Annotated in this window: 14 protein-coding genes and 1 pseudogene; 7 read left to right on the top strand and 8 right to left on the bottom strand. The window is 50.0% G+C overall.

What is annotated here, in order from left to right:
* Nucleotides 1-388 precede the first annotated feature (388 nt).
* Nucleotides 389-2,836 (top strand): primosomal protein N', encoded by a 2,448-nt coding sequence (gene priA / locus IPF95_09630; GenBank protein ID MBK6474952.1) that lies wholly within the window; start codon nt 389-391, stop codon nt 2,834-2,836.
* A 7-nt stretch (nt 2,837-2,843) separates the two neighbouring features.
* Here the strand turns inward: priA and IPF95_09625 are convergent, their stop codons facing one another.
* Genes IPF95_09625 through panB form a run of 3 tightly spaced genes read right to left on the bottom strand, consistent with a single transcriptional unit; the run spans nt 2,844 to nt 5,809 of the window.
* On the bottom strand, nt 2,844-4,370 hold the full coding sequence (locus IPF95_09625; protein MBK6474951.1) for a hypothetical protein: 1,527 nt from the start codon (nt 4,368-4,370) through the stop codon (nt 2,844-2,846).
* Nucleotides 4,339-5,004, bottom strand: a complete 666-nt coding sequence (locus IPF95_09620; GenBank protein ID MBK6474950.1) for an RluA family pseudouridine synthase — start codon at nt 5,002-5,004, stop codon at nt 4,339-4,341. The genes IPF95_09625 and IPF95_09620 overlap by 32 nt, the downstream gene beginning before the upstream one ends.
* Nucleotides 4,991-5,809: a 3-methyl-2-oxobutanoate hydroxymethyltransferase gene (gene panB, locus IPF95_09615; GenBank protein ID MBK6474949.1), complete on the bottom strand. Its 819-nt coding sequence runs from the start codon at nt 5,807-5,809 to the stop codon at nt 4,991-4,993. Before panB ends, IPF95_09620 begins: the two co-directional genes overlap by 14 nt.
* A gap of 194 nt (nt 5,810-6,003) precedes the next feature.
* Between panB and IPF95_09610 the strand changes: the two genes are divergently transcribed.
* The 3 genes from IPF95_09610 to IPF95_09600 all read left to right on the top strand — a co-directional run bounded on the left by IPF95_09610 (nt 6,004) and on the right by IPF95_09600 (nt 9,804).
* Nucleotides 6,004-7,089: a DUF4249 family protein gene (locus IPF95_09610; protein ID MBK6474948.1), complete on the top strand. Its 1,086-nt coding sequence runs from the start codon at nt 6,004-6,006 to the stop codon at nt 7,087-7,089.
* A gap of 137 nt (nt 7,090-7,226) precedes the next feature.
* Nucleotides 7,227-9,137 (top strand): molecular chaperone DnaK, encoded by a 1,911-nt coding sequence (gene dnaK / locus IPF95_09605; GenBank protein MBK6474947.1) that lies wholly within the window; start codon nt 7,227-7,229, stop codon nt 9,135-9,137.
* 235 nt (nt 9,138-9,372) lie between these two features.
* A complete protein-coding gene (locus tag IPF95_09600; GenBank protein ID MBK6474946.1) occupies nt 9,373-9,804 on the top strand; it encodes an SET domain-containing protein in 432 nt (143 codons plus the stop codon).
* A gap of 141 nt (nt 9,805-9,945) precedes the next feature.
* On the opposite strand, the gene katG is transcribed toward IPF95_09600, so the two are convergent.
* The 5 genes and pseudogenes from katG to IPF95_09575 form a co-directional block, all read right to left on the bottom strand.
* A complete protein-coding gene (gene katG, locus IPF95_09595) occupies nt 9,946-12,114 on the bottom strand; it encodes a catalase/peroxidase HPI (protein ID MBK6474945.1) in 2,169 nt (722 codons plus the stop codon).
* Between the two features lie 242 nt (nt 12,115-12,356).
* The gene (locus tag IPF95_09590) at nt 12,357-12,866 is read right to left on the bottom strand and encodes a hypothetical protein (protein ID MBK6474944.1); all 510 of its coding nucleotides are present in this window, start codon (nt 12,864-12,866) and stop codon (nt 12,357-12,359) included.
* A gap of 154 nt (nt 12,867-13,020) precedes the next feature.
* Nucleotides 13,021-13,786, bottom strand: a pseudogene (locus tag IPF95_09585) (hypothetical protein).
* Nucleotides 13,787-14,030: 244 nt separating this feature from the next.
* On the bottom strand, nt 14,031-14,324 hold the full coding sequence (locus tag IPF95_09580) for a hypothetical protein (GenBank protein ID MBK6474943.1): 294 nt from the start codon (nt 14,322-14,324) through the stop codon (nt 14,031-14,033).
* Between the two features lie 202 nt (nt 14,325-14,526).
* A complete protein-coding gene (locus IPF95_09575; GenBank protein ID MBK6474942.1) occupies nt 14,527-15,771 on the bottom strand; it encodes a DUF1343 domain-containing protein in 1,245 nt (414 codons plus the stop codon).
* Between IPF95_09575 and IPF95_09570 the strand changes: the two genes are divergently transcribed.
* The 3 genes from IPF95_09570 (at nt 15,752) to IPF95_09560 (ending at nt 19,648) form a co-directional block, all read left to right on the top strand.
* Nucleotides 15,752-17,281 (top strand): ABC transporter permease, encoded by a 1,530-nt coding sequence (locus tag IPF95_09570; protein ID MBK6474941.1) that lies wholly within the window; start codon nt 15,752-15,754, stop codon nt 17,279-17,281. The two genes, IPF95_09575 and IPF95_09570, sit on opposite strands and share 20 nt — an antisense overlap.
* Nucleotides 17,282-17,374: 93 nt before the next feature.
* Complete coding sequence (locus IPF95_09565; GenBank protein MBK6474940.1) at nt 17,375-18,730, top strand: pyridoxal-phosphate dependent enzyme; 1,356 nt, start codon at nt 17,375-17,377, stop codon at nt 18,728-18,730.
* Nucleotides 18,731-18,865: 135 nt separating this feature from the next.
* Entirely contained in the window at nt 18,866-19,648 is a 783-nt protein-coding gene (locus tag IPF95_09560) for an ABC transporter substrate-binding protein (protein ID MBK6474939.1), read from the top strand.
* Nucleotides 19,649-19,657: the final 9 nt, after the last annotated feature.

The raw sequence follows: 19,657 nt of genomic DNA, 5'->3' as shown, positions 1-19,657 counted from the left end.
GAAAATGGTCATGCACATAGGGCTGTGGAATGACCGATCATGCACGTCACCAGTTCAAGGCCTTCTTATAATAACGTGGGAACCGGGTCGACTTTCTCACCGCCTCATAATATTTGTGCCAGAGCGGGGTTGTCAGGTCGTACAAGTTTTCTTTTTTCGGCGTGTTCTTGTCCTGGTCCTCGGATGTTTTCTTGCCTTTCATACTCTACTGACATTGAAGACCACAAGAACGCTGCCTACTCCTAAGAAGAACACGTTCATCATTGAGGAACGGTCGAGTACGAGCAAGGACCGGTAGAACCTGAACCTGACCTACATAAGTATGACGTGCTGTCAAGAAGCAAAAAGCCAACTTTGCAACCATGATCCGGACTAAATCCACTTCCTTTTGTTCGCGGATGTGATCCTTCCTTTGGCCGTACCCGGTCAATTCACTTACGCGTTACCGGAACTCTTTGGTAACGTAGAGGTGGGGATGCGCGTGGTCGTACCCTTCGGACGAGGCCGGAAATTGTATAGTGGGTTAGTGCATAAGATCCATGATCTACGGCCCAGTGTCCGGAACGTTCGAGAGGTGGTATCCGTGTTGGATGTCGTCCCCATTGTTACCAAGGAGCAATTGGACCTGTGGAAGGTGATGGCGGATCATTACCTGTGTACGTTGGGCGAGGTGATGATCGCAGCACTTCCTGCACAACTTTCATTGAGTAGCGAAACCCGCTTGATCGCAGGGGCGGACATTGCCGATCAACCGGCACCGAATGCTCGAGCCGTGATGTTGCTCGATGCATTGGAATTAAGGCAAGTGATCACGTTGGATGAAGCAGGAGAAATACTCGGGCTGAAAGACCCCATGCCCTTGATAAAGGCACTCATGGATAGTGGCCACTTGCTCTTGGAAGAGGAATTGCGAAATACATGGAAGCCACGCACGTATACCTTCGTTAAGCTTACCTCGGCTGCATCCTCTGAAGAAGCGCTCCATGGTTGGTTCGACAAGATGGAACGCGCACCGAAGCAACTTCACGTTCTTATGCGCTTCATTGAATTGAGCCGCTGCATGAGTGATTCGCCACTTGAAGTGGATCGCACGAAGCTTATACATGCCAGTGGGGCATCTACAGGTGTAGTAAAGCAATTAGTTGATAAGGGCATTTTTGAATTGTACGAGCGCGAAGCCGGAGCACCATCGAAGGATCGCTTGGGACTAGAAGCACCTGAACTTTCGGCAGCCCAAACAATTGCGTTGACTGAAGTGCAAGCTGCTTTTATGGAACGCGATGTGGTTTTGCTTCAAGGCGTGACAAGTAGCGGGAAGACCGAGGTGTATACCACACTGATCGATGCTGCCATTAAGCGTGGAGAACAAGTGCTGTATCTCCTACCAGAGATCGCATTGACCACACAGATCATTGCGCGTTTGCGCGAACGTTTCGGTGAGGATATTTCAGTGTTCCATTCGCGCATGGCACAGTATGAAAGAACGGCATTGTGGTTACGGTGCTCGCAGGGGGCTGATCCTCCACGGATCATCATCGGAGCGCGTTCCGCTCTGTTCCTACCTTTCCGTAGGCTAGGATTGTTAGTGGTTGATGAAGAACACGATAGCAGTTACAAACAACACGACCCTGCACCGCGTTATAATGCACGGGACATGGCTGTGGTCCTATCCGGTCTTCATGGCGCAAAAACGTTGATGGGCTCCGCGACACCTAGCATGGAAAGCCAACACAATGCACGTACTGGTAAGTACGGACACGTGCGGCTGGATGTGCGCTTTGGTGATGTCGCGTTGCCCCATATTGAGCGCGTGGATCTGCATGACGCATACAAACGCAAGACCATGCGGGGACATTTTTCCGCTACGCTGATCGATGCCATCCAAAAGGCATTGGACCAGAAGAAACAGGCGATCATTTTCCAGAACCGCCGCGGATATGTACCGGTGTGGCAATGCGAGACCTGCAGTTGGGTCCCGGAATGTGAACATTGCGACGTGAGCCTGACCTACCACAAACAGATGCACCAATTGCGGTGTCACTATTGCGGCAGGCACTATCCACCGCCTACTACATGCGGAAATTGCAACAGTCCGCGCTTACGGATGTTAGGCTTAGGAACGGAAAAGATCGAAGAAGAACTGACCGAACTGTTCCCTGATATACGCGTAGCGCGCATGGATCAGGACACCACGCGTGGGAAAAACGCTCTGGAGAATATACTAAGTGATTTTGGTCAAGGAAAAGTACAGATCCTAGTGGGCACGCAGATGGTAACGAAAGGCTTGGACTTCGATCATGTCAGTGTTGTGGGAATACTTAATGCGGATACGATCATGCGTTATCCTGACTTCCGTGCGCACGAACGTGCCTTCCAATTAATGGCACAAGTTGCAGGGCGATCCGGCCGCCGGGGTGATGCCGGCACGGTGATCATACAAGCCCAGGAAGTGCATCATGAGATCCTTGATCTGGTATCGCGTCATGACACGGATGGTATGTATGAGCGAGAGATCGTCCATCGCCGAACGCATGGTTATCCTCCATTCATCCGGCTTATCGAACTCACGTTAAAACACAAGTACGAAGACCGAGTTGCGGCAACCGCTAGTGCATTGGGCATGGCATTACGAGAAGGGCTCGGAGACCGCGTTCTTGGACCGGACATCCCGCTCGTATCAAGGGTTCGGGACAAGCATTTGCGCAAGTTGTTGATCAAGGTCCGCAGAAGCGCTCATCAACGCGAAAAGGACTTTGTTCGCGATACGATCGATAAGGTCTTCAGTGTAAAGGAGAACGCATCCGTCCAGTTGGTCACAGATGTGGATCCGATGTGATGATCTCTCAATTCAACACAACTTTCAAGGTGCGTTGATCACTTCCTGTATCGAACTGTAGAAGAAAGGTCCCTGGAATAATATCCGAGAAATTCAAACTTAGTTCGCAATTGGTGGTCCACGAAGTTCCATTCGCGATCCGGCGCCCATCCAGTTGTATAAGGTCCCACACGACTTTTACATTGTTACTGTTAAAAGACCTCAGAAAGATATGGCCATTGGAAGGATTAGGTGATAAAGACCAAGATACGGTTGTTTGCTCGTCGATACCGTTCCAGCTGCAATTGCCTTTCAATCCGTCGAAAAAATTCTTGGCGTTCAACAAGGCAGGAAAAGCACACCCGCTGTGGTCCAGCTCACCCAGATCCATTCCTTCGACCGAAGTAGCACCATTCAGTTGCATTGCGTTGATCGTAACAATCGAATTCTCAGCGAATACATGATCATCACCATTGCAATAGATGATACGCATCGGAGCAGTAGGAACCCAGTCATACAGATCGTTCTCACGCAATGCCACGCGCATGCGATGGTTCGGATCCGTAGAGAATGATTGTAAGACGGAATCCTGCAATATCTCACTCGGCGCAGCTGGCATTATGGCATCCACTTCACCGGAACCGTTATTCCCTTGGAACAGCGGTGGCAATGATGTTGCCCACGGTTCTTGGATCACTTCACCAATATCCGCGTATAGATCCGGATACACATAGCCATAGGAGAACAGAACGTAAGGCAAGTAATATGGGGCCGGATAAGGATCCGGTGTAACCATAGCTTGCGCTTGTGAACCACTTACATCGTACGGACCACTGCACGGAGCACTCGCAGTCAGGTTGAATTCTTCCCCGAGTTGCTCCTGGATCATCTTATGGGTTGCCATGCATGCATGTCCACCTTGGGAATATCCGGTAAGAAAAACCTGACCATTCAGCAAGACCGACTGTTGCGCACAGAACTCACGTGTGGCACGCATCATATCAATACTTGCCGTGGCTTCAGAGGCCGCATGGACATAAGGATGCGGGCCAGGGCTATCTCCTAAACCCAAATAATCGGGCAGCGCTGCCACGTATCCTGTGCCGCCCAAGAAATAACCAACGATCATCTCTCCGCTCAAGCGGGATGGTACGTCATCGCGGTTGAGAATGGTGCCGTGCATGTATGCGGCCAACGCGTGGTAGCAGGATGTACCAACCGGCAGCACCACAGCCCCGCTCGCAATTGTGGGATCACCGAACGCATCAACCGTAGTGTAGATCAAGCGGTGGACTTCCACATCGTTCTCGGCGTTACCCACGCCTAGGTCGATCAATTCCTGCTGCGTAAAAGAGATAAGCAACGAGTCGCTGATGAGAACTTGCGCAGGTAGTGTTGTGGCCATTGTCATTAAAAAAGAGCCGATGATCGTTGCTTTCATGTTCAGGGAGATGGTGAATGAGCGGATCAAGGTAACAGAATGAAATGCATTGGCGTCCCAGCGGTTAGGCGCGATACTTAGTTCAACCCAGAAGTGCTTTCCAAAGTGGCGCATTAGGCGAAAGAGCCTCAACATAGATCTGAGCATCCGTCATGGGATGTTGGAAGGACAATGATCGTGCATGCAACATGATGCTCCGATCCTTCTCTCCCCTTCTAGCACCGTATTTCACATCACCTTTAATGGGATAACCAGCAAGTGCCAGTTGTGCACGTATTTGATGGAATGCACCTCCGGTTGGTCGAATTTCCAGCAAGGTGTAACGATCCCCGATATTCATTGGCTTCACATCCAAGAGCACATCCACACCGTCCGGATCATTCGCACTTGTTTCCTTGGCACGCTTCATTTTTTGAGCGTGGATCAAGCGATGGTGCAATGCGCGCGGCTCCTTGAATACACCTTCCACAATAGCCCAGTATACCTTATCAACTTGACGGTCCCGGAACATGCCATTCAATGCGGCCAACGTCTCGGCATCACGGGCAAAGACAACTACCCCACTTACTGGCCTATCCAACCGATGCACCAGCCCAATGGTGGGGTCATCATAGTGAGCTTGAAGGACATCCAACAATGAACGATCACCTGAAAGATCCGGCTGCACGGGCATACCGGCCGGCTTCAACGCCACGCAAAGAAAGGCATCTTCGTACAGCAGGACCAAAGCGGTTTCAGTACTGCTCATCCGCGCTTGGGAATTCCTTGGCGCGTACATCTTTTACGTACCCTTCAACGGCTTGGGTGATCGTTGTATGCAGGTCAGCATAACGTCTCAAGAAACGTGGGTTGAAATCCTGATTGATCCCCAACATATCATGAAGCACGAGCACTTGTCCATCCACATGTTGCCCTGCACCGATACCAATAATGGGAATGGAAACGCACTTCGCAACTTCCTCAGCCAGCTTTGCAGGGATCTTTTCCAATACAATAGCAAAGCAACCAGCAGCCTCCAACAGTTTAGCATCTTCACGCAATTGATCAGCTTCTTCCTGCTCCTTTGCCCGAACAACATATGTCCCGAACTTGTATATGCTCTGTGGTGTCAAGCCCAAGTGTCCCATTACGGGGATACCAGCCGTCAGTATCCGCTCAATGGAACCGATCACTTCACGCCCACCCTCCAGCTTTACAGCATGTGCACCGCTCTCTTTCATGATGCGGATGGCACTGTTCAATGCACCTTTCGTATTTCCTTGATAAGTACCGAAGGGCAGGTCTACGACCACCAAAGCGCGTTGCACTCCGCGTACTACACTGGACGCGTGATAGATCATTTGATCCAACGTGATCGGTAATGTGGTCTCATGCCCGGCCATAACGTTACTCGCGCTATCGCCAACCAAGATCACATCAATACCAGCTCCATCAACAAGCTTGGCAAGCGAATAATCGTATGCCGTAAGCATAGCGATCTTCTGGCCATTGGCCTTTAGTTCCAGTAAAGTATGGGTGGTTACCCGTTTAATGTTCTTCAGTCGAGTGCTCATGGCTTATGCCGTTTGGAAGGGCCAAATCTACAGCCCTTCGGCAACGTCTCCGGTTCTACCACTTATCTAACGCTTCTTGCCGGTCCTCCCGCAAGGATACCGTTCCCGGATTGGAGGTTGGATATACGACCACAACCCTATCTTTGGCAACCACGAGCTGCGGCAAGATCAAGCACGGAGCCCATTTCCCATCCATGAAAAAACTTGTTCTATTCTTCTTTGCCTCGCTCCTGTTCTTTTGTTGCAGTACGGACTTGGACATCAATGCACCCTACAAGAACATCACCGTGATCTACGGTCTTTTGAACCAACGCGATAGCGTTCAGTTCGTTAAGATCAACAAGGCTTTCTTAGGTGAAGGTGATGCCTATGTCTTCTCGCAGATCCGGGATTCCAGCGAATTCAACAGTGAAGACCTCACTGTTAAAATGGTTTATAAGGTGGTCAATGGGGACCGCGTGGCCTCCTTCCCGCTGTTGGATAGCGTAGTCACCAACCGTGAGCCGGGGCTCTTTTATGGACCGGAACAAACGGTGTACTATTTCGTGGACCCTACAATGTATGACCCAATAGAAGGAAAACCCGTCTACCTCGATCAGAATGCTGAATATGAGATCGAGGTAGTGGCCAAGGGCGAGAAAATGACTAGCCGTACCACCATAGTTAACAATTTCGACATTCAATCCGTTGATGCAGAAATAAACTCTGAAATGACGGTGATGTCCTTCAATGGACAAAGTTATGGTGCGTTCGAATTGAACTGGGACGCCGGAATAGATGGAAAGCGCTATGAAGCACGCTGGCGTTTCAATTTCGATGAGTACCGCAATGGTGTTGCTGAAGCAAGATCGGTCACCCGTAACTTGGCACGACAAACATCCACGAATTCCTCATCCACGGCTGACGATTTTGCGGTATTTATCAGTGGCGAGGATTTCTTTGGAGCCATTGCCAATGATGTACCGGTAGATCCTGCTGTGGAAAAGCGTGTATTCACAGGGGTTGATTTCCTATTCACGGTGGCCAATGATGACTTTAACACCTTCCTGACCTTGAGCGAACCCATATCCGGTATTGTTGAAGACCGTCCGGCATGGAGCAACATTGAGAACGGATATGGCATCTGGGCAAGCCGGTTCACAAAGAATGTGGGCCAGTACCGCGTGGGGAAAAAATTAAATGGGTATAGCTTGAATGAGCTGGTGAACGGTAATCTCACGGGCAACCGGATGTTCTGTAATGATATGATCGATCAGAACACCTCATACGATTGTCCTTGACGCGCTGTCGTTTTGACATGCAAAAGCCCGCAGAAATAGCGGGCTTTTGCATGCTTGTCAGTTTCTGATACAGAAAGTCGCTTTGGCATAACCCTTGTCAGGGAGAGACGACTGAATAAAACAGATCAACAGAACGAATGAGCAAGATAATTGGAATAGACCTGGGGACCACCAACAGTTGCGTAGCTGTAATGGAAGGCAATGAGCCTGTGGTGATCGCCAATAGCGAAGGCAAGCGCACGACCCCAAGCGTGGTGGCCTTTATTGAAGGTGGAGAGCGTAAAGTAGGTGATCCTGCTAAGCGTCAGGCCATTACGAACCCTACGAATACCATCTCCTCCATCAAACGCTTTATAGGCAATACCTATGAAGAAGATGCCAAGGAGATCGCACGCGTACCGTATAAAGTGATACGTAGCAGCGCCGGTATGCCACAAGTAGCCATTGGCGACCGCAACTATACACCGCAGGAGATCAGCTCTATGATCCTGCAGAAAATGAAGAAGACCGCTGAGGATTACCTCGGCACCACGGTAACGGAAGCCGTTATTACCGTACCAGCCTACTTCAACGACTCTCAGCGCCAAGCCACCAAGGAAGCCGGTGAGATCGCTGGACTGAAGGTGCGTCGCATCATCAACGAGCCAACTGCTGCTGCACTGGCCTACGGACTGGACAAAAAGCACATCGATCAGAAGATCGTTGTATTCGACTGTGGTGGTGGAACCCACGACGTTAGCGTCCTAGAATTGGGTGACGGCGTGTTCGAAGTAAAAAGCACGGACGGCGATACCCACCTAGGTGGTGATGACTTCGATCAAGTGATCATTGACTGGTTGGCGGACGAGTTCAAAAAGGACGAGAACATCGACCTGCGTAAGGACCCAATGGCCCTACAGCGCTTGAAAGAAGCTGCTGAAAAAGCGAAGATCGAACTGAGCAGCACGACCAGTACTGAGATCAACCTGCCGTACATCATGCCGGTGGATGGTATCCCAAAGCACTTGGTACGGACCATGAGCCGCGCGAAATTCGAGCAACTGGCTGACAGTCTGATCAAGCGCACGATCGCACCTTGCGAAAGCGCTCTGAAGAACGCCGGACTTAAGACCAGCGAGATCGACGAGATCATTCTTGTTGGTGGTAGCACCCGTATGCCTGCGATCCAGGAAGCGGTTAAGAAATTCTTCGGAAAAGAGCCAAGTAAAGGCGTTAACCCTGATGAAGTAGTGGCCATTGGCGCTGCGATCCAAGGTGGCGTACTTACCGGTGAAGTGAAGGATGTATTGCTATTGGACGTTACTCCATTGAGCTTGGGCATCGAGACCATGGGCGGTGTCATGACCAAGTTGATCGAGGCCAATACGACCATTCCTACCAAAAAGAGCGAGACCTTCAGCACGGCCAGCGATAACCAGCCGAGCGTAGAGATCCACGTATTGCAGGGCGAGCGCCCAATGGCGAACGGCAACCGTACCATCGGTCGTTTCCACTTGGATGGTATCCCACCAGCACGTCGTGGGACACCACAGGTAGAAGTAACCTTTGACATCGATGCCAACGGTATCCTGAACGTAGGTGCGAAGGACAAAGCCACCGGTAAAGAACAGAACATCCGCATTGAAGCAAGCAGCGGCCTAAGCAAGGAAGACATCGAGAAGATGCGCAAAGAAGCTGAGGCTAACGCCGATAGTGACAAAGCGTTGCGCGAGAAGGTGGACAAGATGAACGCGGCGGACAGCCTCATCTTCCAGACCGAAAAGCAAATGGAGGATCTGGGCGACAAGCTCCCAGCCGACAAGAAGCAGCCGATCACCGATGCATTGGAGAAGTTGAAGACCGCTCACAAAGCAGAAGACATTGCAACAATGGATGCAGCAATGGCCGAATTGAACACTGTATTCAGTGCGGCGAGCGAAGAGATGTACAAGGCCGGTCAACAAGCGCAATCCAATGGCGGAGCACAAGGTGATAACTCATCCAATACATCTGATGCGGAAGTAACCGACGTTGACTTTGAGGAAGTGAAGGACGACGCAGCCAAGTAAATCGTGCTAACCTATAAGATCAAGCCCTGCACAAGAATGTGTGGGGCTTGTTCCATTTTAGGAGGATCCGCCTAGGCCTCAATTCATACAACAAGGCAAGATCAGCTTCGATCTACCCTAATTCTATGGACTAAGAGATCCATCGAGCGAACAGTCCATTTTGTGATGGCTGTTTTCTTTGCTCTTTCGGGTTTGAGTTGATGCCCTACTTTGCGCCTCTTGAGCCGGAATCCCAATGAAAACCTCAGCACATACAAGCAATTCCATCGAAGCACTTGAGTCAGAGTATCTGTACACGGACCTTTCTCAAATTGCAGGATCCGGCAACGGACTATTTACTGCTATCGACATTTTCAAAGATGAAACGATCGCGGTTTTTGTTGGTGAGCTTCTATCCGTTGTTGAAGCAAAAAAACGTGCTGATGAAGGAAATGACCGCTACTTCATCAGCTTAGAGAACGGCCGCATATTCGACTCGATGCACACTCCTTGTTTTGCGAAATTCGCCAACGATGCTCAAGGACCAAGCGTCACACACTTAAAGAACAACGCACGGATCGGATTAGATGACAACAATGATGTGTGCATAGTTGCAACGCGGAAGATCAAAGCTGGGGAAGAAGTGTTCTGCGGCTATGGCAAACGGTATTGGCAGAAGCATAGCTGATCATTCGTTAACTATCCGCGAGGTTGGAAGTAGGAACAAAGAACCTTGGTTACTAGTTGTACTGGTCGTTGGCAAGTGGTGAAAGACAAAAGAGGTGGCTCAACACGAGCCACCTCTTCAAGTTTCAACATTCGCAATAGGTCACACAAGATCGAAGCGATCCAAATTCATGACCTTATTCCAAGCCGCAACGAAGTCTTTTACGAACTTGGCTTCAGCATCTGCAGAACCATATACTTCAGCGAGGGCGCGTAACTCGGAGTTGGAACCGAAGATGAGATCAGCACGCGTTCCGGTCCATTTCAATTTTCCGGTCTTGCGATCATGCCCCTCGAATACATCCTGTGCATCGGTAGTTGCTTTCCAGGTCGTACCCAGATCGAGCAGGTTAAGGAAGAAGTCGTTCGTCAAGGACTCAGGTCGCGCAGTGAATACGCCGTGTTCCGCTTGCCCAAAGTTGGCGTTCATTGAACGCATGCCGCCGAGAAGAACGGTCATTTCCGGTGCAGTAAGCGTCAGCAATTGCGCCCGATCCACCATTAATTCTTCAGCACGAATGCTCGTACCTGGTCTGATGTAATTGCGGAAAGCATCAGCAACCGGTTCCAGAACGGCGAACGCCTCTACATCTGTTTGCGCTTGCGTCGCATCTGCACGACCTGGAGTGAACGGCACATTAACAGCATGACCGGCATTTTTAGCTGCCTGTTCAACGCCGGCACATCCAGCGAGAACGATCAGGTCCGCCATTGACACTTGTTTACCAGAATTTGCGCCATTGAATTCTTTCTGAATGCCATCGAGCTTAGCTAGCACGCCAGCCAATTGGGCTGGTTCGTTCACTTTCCAATCCTTCTGTGGCGCAAGACGGATCCGTGCACCATTTGCACCGCCCCGTTTATCCGAACCACGGAAAGTTGATGCGGATGCCCATGCAGTCGAAACCAATTGCGATAAGGACAAGCCAGATCCCATGATATTCTTCTTCAGCATAGCTGCGTCCGCTGCATCGATAAGTGCGTGTTCCACTGCAGGGATCGGATCCTGCCAGATCAACTCACCGGAAGGAACTTCAGGTCCGAGGTAACGTTCCTTGGGTCCCATATCACGGTGCGTCAACTTATACCATGCTTGTGCAAAAGCCTCAGCGAATTGATCCGGGTTCTCGTGGAACCGCTTTGAGATCGGAGCGTAGTCGGGATCCAATTTCAATGCCATGTCCGCAGTGGTCATCATGGGCGCGTGGCGCAATTGTGGATCATGCGCATCCGGCACAGTTCCCTTTGCTTCGGCATTCTTCGGTGTCCATTGATGTGCACCGGCTGGGCTCTTTGTTAAGACCCAATCGTATCCTAGCAGCACATCGAAATAGCCATTGTCCCACTTGATCGGGTCTGTTGTCCAAGCACCTTCGACACCACTGGAAATGGTATCTATACCAGCACCACTGCCAAAGCTATTCTGCCACCCAAGACCTTGCATTTCAATACCTGCACCAGCTGGTTCAGGCCCTATATATTTACCTGGGTCAGCAGCTCCGTGTGCTTTTCCGAATGTATGTCCTCCGGCGATCAATGCAACCGTTTCTTCATCATTCATGGCCATACGCCCGAAGGTCTCCTTGATGTCGCGCGCTGAGGCGAGAGGATCTGGATTTCCGTTCGGTCCTTCCGGATTCACATAGATCAAACCCATTTGCACCGCACCTAGCGGGTTCTCGAGTTCGCGATCACCAGCGTAACGTTTATCTCCGAGCCATTCGGTCTCCGGACCCCAATAAATATCCTGGCTCGGCTCCCAAACATCAGCCCTTCCACCGGCAAATCCAAAGGTCTCAAATCCCATGGATTCCAATGCGCAATTACCGGCAAGGATCATTAGGTCAGCCCACGAGATCTTCTTCCCATATTTCTGTTTGATCGGCCAAAGCAGTAAGCGTGCTTTATCCAGATTCACGTTATCTGGCCAACTGTTCAGGGGCGTAAAGCGTTGTGTTCCGAAACCTGCACCGCCACGACCATCAGAAATGCGATATGTACCCGCACTGTGCCAAGCCATACGAATGAACAATGGCCCGTAATGACCGTAATCTGCTGGCCACCATGGTTGCGAATCGGTCATAAGCGCGTAGAGATCCTTCTTAACAGCCTTTAGATCGAGGCTCTTGAATTCATTCGCATAGTTGAACGAATCATCCATAGGATCGGACAACGTAGAATTCTGGCGGAGGATATTCAATTTTAGTTGATCCGGCCACCAATCACGATCAGAGGCTCCTCCACCTGCGGTCTGGTTAAGGGCTCCACCCATGAAAGGACATTTACCTGCTCCGTTCACATCACTTAATTTTCCTTTATCTTCCATTTTACGCTAGGTCCAAATATTCGTGTCCCCAAATTTACGATGATCATCGTAGTCGGATAGCGCTTGACCTGCACAAATGAAATGACCTCGATCGAACCGAACGTCAGAATATAATTCAGAACCTATTGGAGCTTACATACGGACCATTAATGGTATGAACCTCTTTCGATGGAAGCGCACTTAATATCCTAGCGGACCGTAGCCAATTTCCCACCGTCGTAGTCCTCTTCCTTCACCACTCCACCGGCTGTATCGAAATAGTTCCATGTGCCAATGCGCTGTGTATCCATGCGGGCCTGATCGTAACGGGCTCGGCCTTCACACTTTAATGCGCCACCTGGATGGAACTCCTGCTGGGTGAATTCGATCTTCTTTTTATCCACCAACTGTAACTTACTGATAGGGTTTCCATCACCTGCGAATAGGTTCATCGTAATGTAATAGGGCTGCTTACGGTGTTTCACTTCCTGGTAACGCATTTTTCCATCCACGTAATAGTCGGTGTACTCGTAGGATGCACCCTCAGCATAGCGTGCTTCGGATCGGAGATTACCATTATCATGATAAGCGCGCATTACACTCTTCAACGCATCCAACTGTTTAAAGTCGCGCTCCAAAGCGCCATTCTGGTAATAGTTCTTATAGGTGTAATAGACAAAACGAATGGCTTTTGGGAGACGTTTGTCTCTAATGGACAAAACGAATGGCGAGTTATCAACCGTTGTTGGAGAACCTAATTGCGATTCTGATCTTTGGGTGTCTGGCGAAACGGAAGTAGGCTCTGCTGAGAGCAACCTGCCAGAGATAAACCTGATGACTGAGCGATGATCGGATGGGAACGGAACCTTCGGATCAACCGTTCCCATCGCGAGGTCCGCATGCCTTCAAAAACTCATCGATAAATTTTTGTTTCCGGAGTCAAGGAGAGGCCATTAGGATTGCGAAGCTTGTTCTTCAGGTCTGCGAAGTAGCCATCTATTGCATTGGTGGTGTTGGGAATATCCAGTTCAGGATAGTCGTACCAAGTGAACAACCAAGGCAGATTGCACGATAGGCTCCGGTGTGCGCTCCGCAGGCGACCGTGCGTATAACGTGACTTGCCGGTGGTTGATTCCACAGTTCGTTCAGCGAGGAAGGCCTTCCATTTGGTATGCCATAGTTGTAGACCCCCAGTGAAGCTTTCCTTATCGGTCTTCTTCAGCATCTGTGTCAATTGGCGCAGCTCAATGGCTGCTGGCAACTTGGGCTTTCTAGTGAGATAGCGGGTAATGATCGCTACTTGATGAAATTGGCACATTTGCACCGGGATTCCTCTGCAGAGTTGCAACAGGCCTCGTCGGCCATCACAAACAACGGCGCTTATCTCCACGCCTTGTCCACGAAGGAATTTCAGACCATCCGCATAAAGCTGGTTGGTCTCATGTTTTACGTATTTCCTATACAGGACTGTGCCTGTAGTTGCATCCCTGAACACCATTACACCGAAGGTTCTCCCGAAGTAGGTCGTATCCATTAAAACCACGGCTGAAGATGGCAGAACAGCCTTGGCTTCAGTGCCTGTGTATTTGTCCAACGTCCGCTGTATGGTCCGAATAGAACAACCATACTTGAGAGCCAACTGCCTGTAAGTCTGTTTGCCAGCTTGATACTCAAACCATAGTTCTTCGGGCTGCTTTGTTTGGCCGCCTAAAAATTGCTTACCACAAGTGCGGCAACGGTACCGTTGCTTACCCCGAACCTGGCCGTATTTGTTAATAACTGGACCACCACACAAAGAGCACTTTTTTGGTTCATGACCTTTGAAAGGCCTCTAACCTAAGCCAGGCAGGACTTTCAGAAGGTTTTACCATTCGTTTTGTCCATTAACCCTTCTTATACAACACCAGTTCACCGCCATCGTAATACCCTTTGTGCTTAAGCGTGCCATCTGCATAGGCATCTTCAACCCAACCAATGCAAGGTTGGCCATCGCAAAGGCGGATGGAATCACCGCCCAAGCTTTTATTGAGACGTTCGTAGCGTTCAAGATCAGCTAGAGGTTCTGCACCGCCATCGCCGATCACATAGTGCTCATCAACCGAAGTCGGAGCATCATAATATTGAGCGGAAGAGATCAAACCACAGGTGATGAAAAGGAAAAGAGCAGCATACTTCATGCTCCGTGTTACGCGGATGGACCAGAATGGTTTGGGTTCTCCAACAGCGATCCGACGGAACGGAAAATTCAGCAGATGAATAAAACAAAGGATCCACCGGACATTATACCAGGCCCGCTGCGACTGAAAGTAATGATCCAGGAAGGGAACCTAAGGCCGATCCAGACATAAGCGCGCCGGACACGCCATACCTACCAAGGCTCTAGTTATCAAAATCAGTATAAAGAAGGTATTTCCCTCTGATCTTCATGAATCCATCCAACCCATCCTTCCACGTTGCCCGGATCTCTTCTTCACTCTTACCGGCAACGATCGCTTCGCGCACTTTGGCGGTGCCAACGAGCTTATCGAAGAACGGTGTGAACAATCCTTCTCCATATGGGGATGCTTCATACATGCCGATCAACCAATTCAGCCGAAGCTTACGATCCATGCGGCTTTGGAAGCTTCCATACTCTTCCAGATCGAGACCTGTACACACTTTGCCCATATGTGGTGGCTCCTTGGCCCCTGGCATGGAAACAGGTGTAAATTGATATGAACCCATCTTACAACCAGGAAAACCAATGCACTGGAATGGTCTTTCGGTACCGCGTCCAACACTCACTATGGTCCCTTCAAAAAGACCTAACGATGGATATAGGTACACAGCCGCCATATTCGGCAAATTCGGAGATGGACGTACAGGTAGGTCGTAGATCGTGTTGTGATCATACCCCTCGCAAGGGATCACGACCAGGTCACATTTCACAGCATTCTTCAACCAACCTTCTCCGTTGATCATCTGGGCGTACTCCCCCACTGTCATTCCGTGTACAATGGGCACCGGGTGCATACCGACGAAGCTCTTGTTCTGCATTTCCAGCAGCGGGCCATCCACATAAAAGCCATTGGGGTCAGGGCGATCGAGAATGATCAGCTTCTTCTTTTGCTCTGCTGCAGCCTCCATGACATAATGCAAGGTGCTGAGATAGGTGTAGAAACGCACTCCCACATCCTGGATATCGAATACGATCAGATCCACATCGGCAAGTTGTTCGGCACTTGGCTTTTTGTTGTTTCCGTAAAGGCTGACCAAGGGCAGACCAGTACGCTCATCCTTTTGATCCTTGACATGTTCGCCAGCATCCGCCTCACCTCGGAAACCGTGTTCAGGAGCAAATACTTTCACCACGTTCACCTTCAACGCAAGCAAGGAATCGACCAAGTGGGTCTTACCGATCAACCCGGTCTGGTTGGTTACTACGGCCACACGTTTTCCGGTCAGTTGAGTTAGATATTCACCGGTGCGTTCTGCGCCAACTCGTACGCTTTTTGCTTTCTGTGGCAGCAATATGGCATTATCCTGAACGACCTGTCCACATGAAGGTGCAACGAACAAGAGTACGCAAGCTATCTTCGCGAACTGCCTAGCAGCATTGCCCAACGTGAGTTTTCCGCATTTCATCGCAAGCCGCATTCTACGATCGGACGACACGGCTCGCACCGCTCGATTATCGCGTCCTATCGTTGCCATTGCAATGGTCGGTATCGTGTTGGGTATGGCGGTCATGATCATTACAGTGGGTGTTACCACGGGGTTTCAACGTGAAGTGCGTGCGAAGGTAACCGGTGCTGGAAGTCATTTGCAGATCAATGCCATCCGCCAGAATGACCCCAAGGAAACCCCGCGCATAGCGATCGCTCAAAATTTCTATCCCAGTCTGGATACGCTTCCTGGGGTGAAGCACATCCAGATCTATGCCACTAAACCGGGGATCATTGAAACAGAGCAGGACATACAAGGCGTGGTAGTTAAAGGCGTTGGGGCAGACCACGACTGGACTTTTCTAGGCAAACACTTAGTGGACGGTCAGCTACCTACTATAGGCGATACTTCGCGCCCCATTGACCTCCTGCTATCCCGCTACCTCAGCAATCGCCTGCAGATCGGGACGAATGATACGATAACGGTCTATCTGGTAAAAGCAATAGATGATATACGACCGCGGAAATTCCGGGTAAGTGGCCTATACGAAACAGGACTTGAACAATTGGACCATCAGTTAGTATATGTGGACATTGATCATCTGCAACGCTTTTCACAATGGGGTCTACAAGCCGAGATCCGCGTTGATGATGAACTGACCGAGCACGGCATATCCGTTGAGGGGCTGGCTTTTGGTGGTGACCGGAACTACACCTACGACTGGCTTGGAACAACACTGAGAGGAAGGGGCCCGCATTGGGTGGAGATCCCTCTTGCCGGAGACACAACACTTACCCTTGTAGTTCGCGACGCCGACGGCACTATACCTGATACGGCTTGGGTGCGCATACTACGATCAATTGATACACCTACGAAAGCCCTTGTTACGGAACGTGGCGGAAGTGGTGGTAGCAACAATAAATACGCGGGAGGCTTTGAAATAGAGCTGGAAGAATTCAGTGATCTGGAGGAAATGGACGCGAAAATTTACCGCGACCACTTGGAACTTGGCTTACGATCCTTGAGTGTTCGTGACCGTTTCCCGGAGATCTTCGCCTGGCTGGAATTATTGGATACCAATGTGCTCGTGGTAATCGTGCTCATGATCATCGTAGCAATCATCAACATGACCAGTTCTTTGTTGATCATTATCTTGGAGCGGACCACTATGATCGGTGTATTGAAGGCCCTAGGTAGCAGCAATGACACTATCCGTAGTATCTTTTTGATCGACGCGGCCTACATACTTGGCATCGGCATTATTCTAGGGGATATTCTAGGGATCACTGCGTGCCTGATCCAACAGAAATTCGGGGTGATCACATTACCCGTTGAAAGTTACTACGTGGATGCGGTTCCAGTAACGCTGCACTTTTGGCCGATCGTCCTACTGAATTTTGGTACGCTTGCTGTTTGTGTTCTGGCCTTGATCCTACCCAGCATGTTGGTAAGCCGCATTGCGCCCGCGAAAGCCATTCGGTTTGATTGACTTGTTGGTAAATGGTACATGGTATAGCGTACCGAGTATTACCTTTTACCTTCGCGACCCTTGCAGAAAGAGCATCACACGAACATCGATCCAATGAAGATCCACGAGAATATCCTCACCACCATCGGCAATACCCCAATGGTAAAGCTGAACAAGATCACCAAGGACCTACCCTGTACGGTATTGGCCAAAGTGGAAACCTTCAATCCGGGTAACAGCATAAAGGATCGTATGGCGTTGAAGATGATCGAGGATGCCGAGAAGTCCGGCGCATTGAAACCTGGTGGAACTATCATCGAAGGCACCAGTGGTAACACTGGTATGGGCTTAGCGATAGCCGCGATCATTAAAGGCTACAAGTGCATCTTTACCACCACTGATAAGCAGAGCAAAGAAAAAGTGGATGCATTGCGTGCCTTCGGTGCGGAAGTGATCGTATGCCCTACGAACGTTGACCCCGAAGATCCGCGGTCGTATTACAGTGTTAGTTCACGGTTGGTGAATGAAACGCCCAACAGCTGGAAGGCCAACCAATACGATAACCTCAGCAACAGCGATGCACATTACGAAAGCACCGGCCCAGAGATCTGGGACCAGACCGATGGCAAGATCACGCATTTGGTGGTTGGCGTAGGCACCGGTGGTACGATCTGCGGAACTGGCCGTTACCTGAAGGAGAAGAACCCGAACATCCAGTTGCTTGGAATTGACACCTACGGATCCGTATTCACTAAGTTGAAGGAGACGGGCGAATTCGATAAGAATGAGATCTACCCTTACATCACGGAAGGCATAGGCGAGGATTTTGTGCCGGAGAACGTGAAGATGGAAATGATAGACCACTTCGAAAAGGTTACGGATCGCGATGCTGCCATCTACACCCGCAAGATCGTAAAGGACGAAGGCATTTTCGTTGGCAACAGTGCTGGCGCGGCTATTGCAGGCTTGCTCCAAATGAATGCCCGGTTCAAAAAGGATGATGTTGTCGTTGTCATTTTCCATGACCATGGCACGCGCTATCTAGGCAAGATGTTCAATGATGATTGGATGCGGGAACGTGGATTCCTTGTCGAGGAAAAACCCAAAGCCGGTGATCTGATCAAAGGCAAGGAAGTTGCATTGTTAAGTGTGGAAGCAGATGAACCCGTGCTGAACGCGATCGACAAGATGAGAAGCCACAACATCGACCAGATCCCCGTATTCGAAAATGGCAAACCAGTAGGAACCATAACCGATGCGCGGTTGTTCGATGCCATTTTGGAAGATGCTGAAGTACGTCACCAAAAAGTTAGTGTGGTAATGGGCGCTCCATTACCTATTGTTGGGGTGGAAGCCACGTTGGAAGAAGTCACCGGCAAATTGGGCAACGGGAATCCAGCGGTCCTGGTGAAACTGAAAGATGGGTACGGTATCATTACGAAGCAGGATATTATTGGGAAGTTGAAGTAGGCGATCAGACCATCAGACGATCAGATAATTTAGCGCCTGCTTAGTCGAAGAATTGAACGCTGATGACGCTGATCGTTATGATAGATCAAGATGGATCCAAGTACCTGATATCTGACCTTCTGATCCAGCACTAGCATGGGAATCCATACGGATCAAATAGGGCGCAACATTCAAATGCCCGACCTGCCCCAACGCATCATCTCCCTAGTCCCTTCCCAGACCGAATTGTTGTATGACCTTGGATTGGGAAAACGCGTGGTCGGCATTACCAAATTCTGTGTGCATCCGGAAACGTGGTTCAGAACCAAGCCACGTGTTGGCGGCACAAAAAAATTGGACCTTAAGAAGATCCAGGAGTTAGCACCGGATCTTATCATCGCAAACAAAGAAGAAAACCTGAAAGCTGAGATTGAATCCTTAGCGAAGGAATTCCCTATCTGGATAAGCGATGTTCGCGATCTACCCAGCGCACTGGACATGATCCTGAAAGTCGGTGCAATAACCGGAACGAGCGCGAAAGCCGAAGCGCTTCGCAACCAAATAGCTGAGCGGTTCTCAACACTTCAACCCTTGGACCCACCTGCAACGGTGGCCTACTTGATCTGGCGCGAACCGTACATGGCGGCTGGTCACGGTACATTCATCAACGACCTTTTAGAGCGATGTGGAATGATCAATGTCTTTGACAGCGACGATGCGCGGTATCCGGTGATCACCGCCAAAGAGTTGGAAGAAGCTGCACCGGACCTGATCCTACTCTCTTCAGAACCGTATCCTTTCAACGAAAAACACATTGAGGAACTGCACGAGACTTGTCCTGGAACGCCAGTGAAACTGGTAGATGGCGAGTTCTTCAGTTGGTATGGCTCCAGACTTCTTGATACTGTAGAATACTTGAACGGCCTGTTGCGCGGTTGATCGGCTGTG

The organism is Flavobacteriales bacterium, assembly GCA_016704485.1.
Lineage (GTDB): Bacteria > Bacteroidota > Bacteroidia > Flavobacteriales_F > PHOS-HE28 > PHOS-HE28.
This window is presented reverse-complemented; position numbering and strand designations above follow the sequence as displayed.